Genomic DNA, 7,399 nt, shown 5'->3' on the forward strand with positions numbered 1-7,399 from the left:
TCACAGGGCTTCGCGACGCATGACTGCTATCCCGGCAACTCCGCAGAACACCAGGGCAATGATTGTTGCGGCCAGTGCGCCGAGAGTAGACAACGCCAGTCTGGCTGACGACGGCGTATGAATTCCAGGCGGGCCGGAGAACCAGAACGTTGCGCAGAGACCGAGCGCGGCGCCAATCAGCGCAGCGATCGCGACACATCGCCACGTGGTCAGGCGCCGAATCCGCTGAAGAACGAGTACGACAGGTGTTCCGATGCAAAGGCTCAGAAAGTAGCTCAGCGGCAGAAGGGCAAGCAGGAACTCGTCTATCAGTTTCCCGGCATGTCCCGGACCTGATGTGGGGTAACCGGACCATGCGAATGTGGCGAGAACGTACAGCAATGGCGCACTCATCGGCGCCACCAGAGCAGCCAGTACGGCTTTCATGTCTCAGTTTCTTCTAGGGTCGACATTCGCGGGGACCTGGGGCTCTTCTTCCTTGGGCAATGTCTTGAAGCCCGAGGCGATCTCGTCGTACGACGGGCATTCAGCCGAAGTTGTTCGAAGCTTTCTGCCTCGGTATGCGCAGGAGAGATCTCGGCCCTGCCATCAAAAGCGCCGACCCGAAGATGGTCGATCGGTAGTGGCGTCGAGCTACTTGGAGCATTCGCATTCAGCCTTGTATCGTTCGATGATCGTCTTGGAATGCAAGAGCTTGCACTACCGATCGAACGACTCCTTTTGAATCCGATAGGTAGTCTCCTCAAGCACGTCCTCGGGGGCCAAGCTGCTGGCAAGCATGCGTTTGATCACGCGATCCCGACCGAAAACGATGGTTGCAACAAATCCCTCTGCTCCGTCGCCTCCGCGAAGGACAAGATGGTAGGACTCCCGCTTCGGGATCAGCTTGGCAGTTCGAACGTTGGTGAGGCCGCGGAATGACGATCGGGGAACAACGAGTTGTCGACCATTCACGGCAATCTCCAGTCTCGTGACGAGACTGCACGGGCTGTCTCGTGCTGCACACTCTCGCTCGACGAGCGCCGAAGCATCGAGTGATCCCGTCGCTCCCGATATCACAGTCGTGGCCACCATCGCGCGTACGGATTGCTTGGCGCGAGTTCCCTCAACGGTGACCTGTCCGCCTGCCGGCACCTCCACGGCGCGATCGTCAATTGCGAACGCAGCGCTTGCAAGCAACAATCCAAAAACGAGACCGGAAAGCGTGCGCATGGCTATGGAACGACACGGAGCGCGCGATCTTGGCTTCCGCCAATCAGGTCTCGAATGCTCCTGGGTTGAATAATGCATCCTTCTGATGCTGATCGATTCCCAGCGCTGTTGTCGCCATGGATAAGGAAGCCGGATCGACCATGCATCCAGTTGCCCGCCTCCGGGGTGAGACGCATCGAGCCGGGCAAACTCAAGCCAGCCCCCGTGATGTTGTTCTGCTGTTGACCGATTGTGTAGGTACCAGCCGGCAACGGACCAACCGACGGAATGAGATCGAGCGCAGGGTTGTTCACTCCCGCGCCATGGCCGGCGTACATGGGTCCGCCGATCGGCTGCGGGGGGCCTCCACCGAGATTGGCTGTAGGTTGGTAATACATCTGGCCAGTTGATTGGACATAGACCCACTCGAGTCCCGCGGGATCAATCCGGGTGATCGGGTTTCCTCCGACGTAGGCGTACGTGTTGATACCTCCGGCAAGGCCGATGGGATCTGGTTGCGTGTAGTGCGCCGCCGTGCCTTCGTGCAGGGAGGTCAGGGCCAGCATGACCACACAAAGCTTGAGATCGATTCGATGGAACATCTTCAGTTCTCCAGGTCGCATTTGTCTACAAAGACTTCTTGGCATCCTCGACTCGCCTGAGATAGGCGGACTCGGCTTCCGGGCTGCTGGGGCGCCAACCGAGCGATTGCGCGCGTTGATCCCATTCCATGGCCTCTCGCATCAAGTCCTGGTACTTGAGCCGCTCCTTCAATGTCATCCGTGGATCGGGGCTGTTGTAGTCGAACATGTAGGAGACCTCGGCCATCCAACCGTAGGTTGCTGCGAGGTGCAACATGCCGTTGACGTGCCTCGGTGCATGGCGCAGCGAGAGCAGCGCCAGGTCCACGCGAGGCTGCAGAACGCCGTTCGCTTCATAGAACTCGAGCAAGGTGTCGACGATCTGGACTGCCGCCTCCTTCTTTGACAGCGGCCGCATGTAGATGCCGGTTCGCAAAGACAGATCGGTCATCTCATAGAGCTGTCGCATCCAGGCATCGCGAGCGAATCCGCCGCCGCTTGTCGTCTCGATGTTGTAGAGCTGCCCGCGCTCGTCGCGGTACTTGACGAAGATGTGCCTGGGCACCGTCGCCAGCGTCACGTCCAGGCCGATCCTTTGACCGAGGACGACGAACAGGCTCGGCATCGACACGCAGTTCCCCTTGTGGCTGTCGAGATAGCTGGACTGAATCGCCCCGGGTTCCGAGGAGGCTCCTTCGATTGAGAGAATGGAGCAATGARGAAGTCCCCGAAGTTTTCACCCGAGGTGATGGAGCGCGCRGTGCGCATGGTTCTGGAGTCGCAGGGCCAATACGAGTCGCAGTGGGCGGCCATTGAGTCGATCGCSGGCAAGATCGGCTGCACGAGCGAGACGCTGMGGCGCTGGGTRAGGCAGGCCGAGCGCGACGAGGGGCTGCGCCCCGGGCCGACGACGAGCGAGCAGCAGCGCATCAAGGAGCTCGAACGCGAGGTGCGSGAGCTGCGCCAGACCAACGAGATCYTGAAGCTGGCGAGCGCGTTTTTCGCGAAGGCGGAGCTCGACCGCCATCACAAGAAGTGAGRGCGTTCATCGACRCGCAGCGCGRGCACTTCGGGGTCGAGCCGATCTGCARGGCSTTGCAGGTTGCCCCGTCGGGTTACTGGCGCCACGCGGCGCGCTTGCGCAACCCGGCGCTCGTGCCRCAGCGAGCCAGGCGCGATGCCGTSCTGGTCGATSAGGTCCAGCGRGTGCACCGCGCCAACCTGCAGGTCTATGGCGCTCGCAAGGTCTGGCGGCAATTGCACCGCGAGGGCGTGGCGGTGGCGCGCTGCACGGTCGAGCGGCTGATGCGGCTCAARGGCCTGCAGGGTGCGCGACGGGGCAAGGCGGTACGCACCACCACGCCGGACGCGAAGGCGCCGTGCCCSCTGGACAGGGTGAACCGGCAGTTCCACGCCGAGCGGCCGAACCAGCTGTGGGTCAGCGACTTCACCTACGTCTCGACCTGGCAGGGCATGGTCTACGTGGCCTTCGTGATCGACGTCTACGCGCGCTTCATCGTRGGCTGGCGGGTSAGCAGCTCCATGCGAACCGACTTCGTGCTCGACGCGCTGGARCAGGCGCTGTACGCACGCAAGCCCGAGCGCGACGGGGCGCTGATCCACCACTCCGATCGCGGCTCGCAGTACGTCAGCATCCGCTACTCCGAGMGRCTSGCCSAGGYYGGCATCGAGCCGTCGGTMGGCTCCAAGGGCGACAGCTACGACAACGCGCTGGCCGAGACGATCAACGGGTTGTACAAGACCGAGCTGATCCATCGGCGTGCGCCCTGGAAGTCCAAGGAAGCCGTCGAGCTGGCCACGCTCGAATGGGTCTCGTGGTTCAACCACCACCGGCTGCTCGAGCCCATCGGCTACATCCCGCCAGTCGAAGCCGAGGCAAACTACCATCGCAACTCGCCACTCGTCAGGCCATCACGGCCTGACTCACACCAACCGGCCTCCACGAAAGCCGGGGCGATTCAGGACAGTAGCTTGTTGCGAATGTTCTGACCCAGAGGGTCGTCGAGGTCGTACTGGAAAGGGCGGTTGTCGTTCCACGGGCCTGCCACGTACAGATACTTCTTCAGGGCCTCCACCTTCACCCTGCTGTTCGCCGCCATGACGGGGAACATTGCTTTGAGCTCTCCCGCCATGCCATCGAGTCGCTTCAGGTTGGCGGGGACGTCGATGCTCGGGTCGATCATTCGTTGCAGGGAGAGAGTGAATTCGCCGAGGTCGAGCACCTCATCCGGCTTCTCGAGTTCTGCCTTGATCGATTGAAAGTGCGCAGTGAATGCCACAGGCTTCGGCAGGGGCGCGTTCTGGGCGAACGCTGCTGCGCAACCGAGCAGCAGCGCAGCCATACAGGGTGAGAGGATCTTCATGATCTTTCCGCATGTTGAATGCGCACGCGCCATCCGGGCGCACGCCATGAATCTCGCCGTGCACCGACTCGAGTCAGTGGCACCGCAAGTGCTGATACGTCGTGGATGTCGCGCGCAAAGAACTTGCGCTGACGGGCTGTGCCGACCGTGTGGCGAGCATGCCGCTGAGGTTGCGCCCAGTGAGGCGCCGAAAGTGCCCGCAATCTACTCGCGGGACGAAGGCATCGTCAAGACCGGTCCGATGGGACAGATCGCCCTTGGTGTTAACGAGCAGCGCGGCCGGGAATTTTTCCCTGGGCCGCGCGGACCCCGCTGGTTAGCGTGGGGCACCCACCACCCGGACGACTCCCGCAACTCCGAGACAAGGACAACACACCACCGGAGACCTGAGATGCATCACCCCCGTGCGAACGCTGCGTTGCTGGCATTGACAGCCCTCGCGCCCGCCGCTTACGCGCAATCAGCTTCGACGCCGGCTTCGACATCGGCGGCGGCCCCGCCCGTCGTCGTGCTGCCCGAGGTCGAGATCGTGCAGACCACGCCCGTGCCCGGCACCGGCGTGCCCAAGGACCAGATCCCGTCCAACGTGCAGACCGCCACCGACCGGCGGCTGCGCCAGCTGCAGAGCCTGAACCTGCCCGAGTTCATGCGCACGCAGCTGCCCAGCGTCAGCGTCAACGAGGTGCAGGGCAACCCGTACCAGATGGACGTGAACTACCGCGGCTTCACCGCCAGCCCGCTGCTCGGCACGCCGCAGGGGCTGTCGGTGTTCCTCGACGGCGTGCGCGTCAACGAGCCGTTCGGCGACATCGTCAACTGGGACCTGCTGCCGCGCGCCGCGATCGCCAACATCACGCTGCTGCCGGGCTCCAACCCGCTGTTCGGGCTGAACACGCTGGGCGGCGCGCTCTCGATGCAGACCAAGAGCGGCGACACGCACCCGGGCACCGGGATCGAGGTCGAGGGCGGCTCGTTCGGCCGCATCAGCACCGAGCTGACGCATGGGCGCAAGCTCGGCGAGACCGGCCACCTGTTCATGGCCTTCGGCGCGCTCAACGAAGACGGCTGGCGCGACGAGTCGCCGTCGCGGGTGCGGCAGCTGTTCGTCAAAGGCGGGCAGCGCAGCAGCAGCTTCTCGTGGGACCTGAGCCTGGGTCATGCCGACAACCAGCTGGTCGGCAACGGCGGGTTGCCCGAATCGATGCTGGCGCAGCGCCGCGAGCAGGTCTACACCCGGCCCGACCTGACCGACAACGAGGCGACGCTGCTGACCTTCAACACCACCGCCACGCTGGGCCCGCAGTGGGAGATGGCGGCGACGGCCTATGCGCGCCGCAACCGCGCGTCGACGCTGAACGGCGACCTGAACGACGACTACGATCCGCCCGCCGTCGAGGAAACCGGGGTCGAGAACCGCACGCGCACGCGCACCGACAGCGAAGGTCTCGCGCTGCAGGCGACCTGGAATGCACGGCCGCACCGGCTGACCTTCGGGCTGTCGCACGACCGCTCGCGCAACCATTTCGAGCAGACCGAGGCCGAGGGCGAGCTGGACGCGAGCCGCGCCGTGATCCCGACCGAAGACGCGGAGGTCAATGCCAGGATCTCCGGCCGCAGCCGCACCACGAGCGTGTATGTCAGCGACCTGGTCGCGCTGCGGCCGAACCTGCAGCTCACGCTGTCAGGCCGCTACAACGACACCCGTGTCCGCACGGTCGACGATGGCCGCATCGAGCTCGGGCTGCCGACGAATCTCGATGCCGAAGACCGCTACCGGAAGTTCAAMCCGGCCATCGGTGCCACCTGGCAGGTGACGCCGAGCTTCACGGCCTATGGCGGCTGGAGCCAGGGCAATCGCGCGCCCAGCCCGATCGAGCTGGGCTGCTCGGACCCGGCGAATGCCTGCGTGCTGCCGAACGCGCTGCAGTCGGACCCTCCGCTGAAGCAGGTGGTGTCGCAGACGCTGGAGGCGGGCGTGCGCGGCACGCTGGCGCAGGGGCTGCGCTGGAATGCGTCGGTCTTCCGCACCGTCAACCGCGACGACCTGCTGTTCATCAGCAACGGGCTGTCGGCCGGCTACTTCAGCAATGTCGGCCGCACCGTGCGCCAGGGCGTGGAGCTCGGCGTGTCGCAGCAGGCCGGCGCGCTGAACTGGGCGCTGTCGTACAGCTGGCTGCGCGCCACCTTCGACTCGCCGGCCTGCCTTGTCTCCGAATCGAACAGCAGCGCCGAGACCAGCGCGGCCTGCACCGGCGACGACGAGATCGAGGTGCGCCAGGGCGACCGCCTGCCCGGCCTGCCGGCGCACACGCTGAAGTTGAGCCTGGACCTGCAGGCCACACCGAGCTGGAGCGTCGGCGCGCAGGTGCGGGCGCAGTCGAAGCAGTACGTGCGGGGCAACGAGAACAATGCCCACCAGGCGGACGGCGTGGATTTCTTCGGCAGCGGCAGCACCGCGGGGTTCACGTTGCTGGACCTGACCACGGGCTGGAAATTCCGGCCGGGGTGGGAGCTGTTCGGCAAGGTGTCGAACGTGTTCGATCGCCGCTATTCGACGGGCGGGCTGCTCGGCACGAATGCGTTCGATGCCAGCGGGGCGGTGCAGGCGCCGGCGGATTGGCGGCACGAGCAGTTCGTTGCGCCGGGCGCGCCGCGGGCGGGGTGGATCGGGATTCGGGTGTCGCTGGGGGGCGATGACTGAAGGCGCCCGCGAGAGGCACGTTGTGCGATTGATTGCGGCGAATGGCCGGGAGCGCGTCACCCACATTGCGAGCAGGGCGACAATCCGCAACCCGTGACGCCACCCGAGCGCGTCCATCCCCGACGCCACCATGACTGAAGCCTTGAACCCCCGCTCCGTCGAAGACCTGCTGTGTTCGCTCGATGCAGGCGCCACGCCCAAGTACCTGTTCTTCTGGGGCCACCAGCCGAACGCCGACGGCTCCGTCGGCAAGGGGTGCTTCAGCCAGTGGTTCGAGGCCAGCTTCGAGGTGGAAGGCCAGCGATACCCGACGGCCGAGCATTTCATGATGGCCGAGAAGGCCCGATTTTTTCGCGATGAAGCGGTGCGCGCTCGAATCCTGGGTGTCAGAACGGCGGCAGAGGCCAAGAAGCTCGGCCGAACCGTGAACGGTTTCGACGACGCAGCCTGGGAGCCGGTGCGCTTTGACATCGTCGTGCGTGCAAACGAGGCGAAGTTTGCGCAGAACCGCGCGCTGCGTGACTACTTGCTCGACACGGGTG

General features: G+C 64.6%; 7 protein-coding genes, 1 pseudogene and 1 other annotated feature. Of the genes and pseudogenes, 3 read left to right on the forward strand and 5 right to left on the reverse strand.

What is annotated here, in order from left to right; translation table 11 throughout:
• From AC1D1T_RS28075 to AC1D1T_RS28090, 4 genes are all read right to left on the reverse strand, one after another.
• Positions 1 to 426: a hypothetical protein gene (locus tag AC1D1T_RS28075; protein ID WP_477840179.1), complete on the reverse strand. Its 426-nt coding sequence runs from the start codon at positions 424 to 426 to the stop codon at positions 1 to 3.
• 273 nt (positions 427 to 699) lie between these two features.
• Complete coding sequence (locus AC1D1T_RS28080) at positions 700 to 1,212, reverse strand: hypothetical protein (RefSeq protein WP_477840181.1); 513 nt, start codon at positions 1,210 to 1,212, stop codon at positions 700 to 702.
• Between the two features lie 2 nt (positions 1,213 to 1,214).
• Positions 1,215 to 1,793, reverse strand: coding sequence for a tlde1 domain-containing protein (locus tag AC1D1T_RS28085; RefSeq protein WP_477829141.1), 579 nt, complete (start codon positions 1,791 to 1,793; stop codon positions 1,215 to 1,217).
• 25 nt (positions 1,794 to 1,818) lie between these two features.
• Positions 1,819 to 2,397 carry a hypothetical protein gene (locus AC1D1T_RS28090; RefSeq protein WP_477992917.1) on the reverse strand — a complete coding sequence of 193 codons (579 nt, stop codon included), beginning with the start codon at positions 2,395 to 2,397 and terminating at the stop codon, positions 1,819 to 1,821.
• Between the two features lie 90 nt (positions 2,398 to 2,487).
• On the opposite strand from AC1D1T_RS28090, the pseudogene AC1D1T_RS28095 reads away from it, so the two are divergent.
• A pseudogene (locus AC1D1T_RS28095) lies at positions 2,488 to 3,683 on the forward strand (IS3 family transposase); the annotation flags it as partial.
• Positions 2,766 to 2,882 (forward strand) — a sequence feature (AL1L pseudoknot). It overlaps the preceding pseudogene by 117 nt.
• Positions 3,684 to 3,751: 68 nt before the next feature.
• Here AC1D1T_RS28095 and AC1D1T_RS28100 read toward each other — a convergent pair.
• Entirely contained in the window at positions 3,752 to 4,156 is a 405-nt protein-coding gene (locus AC1D1T_RS28100) for a hypothetical protein (RefSeq protein WP_477992918.1), read from the reverse strand.
• A gap of 391 nt (positions 4,157 to 4,547) precedes the next feature.
• Between AC1D1T_RS28100 and AC1D1T_RS28105 the strand changes: the two genes are divergently transcribed.
• Both AC1D1T_RS28105 and ybiA read left to right on the forward strand, forming a co-directional pair.
• The gene (locus AC1D1T_RS28105; protein ID WP_477992919.1) at positions 4,548 to 6,857 is read left to right on the forward strand and encodes a TonB-dependent receptor; all 2,310 of its coding nucleotides are present in this window, start codon (positions 4,548 to 4,550) and stop codon (positions 6,855 to 6,857) included.
• 130 nt (positions 6,858 to 6,987) lie between these two features.
• Positions 6,988 to 7,399: riboflavin biosynthesis intermediates N-glycosidase (gene ybiA, locus AC1D1T_RS28110; protein ID WP_477992920.1), on the forward strand; the 412-nt coding region annotated here is incomplete at its 3' end.

The sequence above is a fragment of the Rhizobacter sp. P2_H3 genome, from assembly GCF_056403355.1.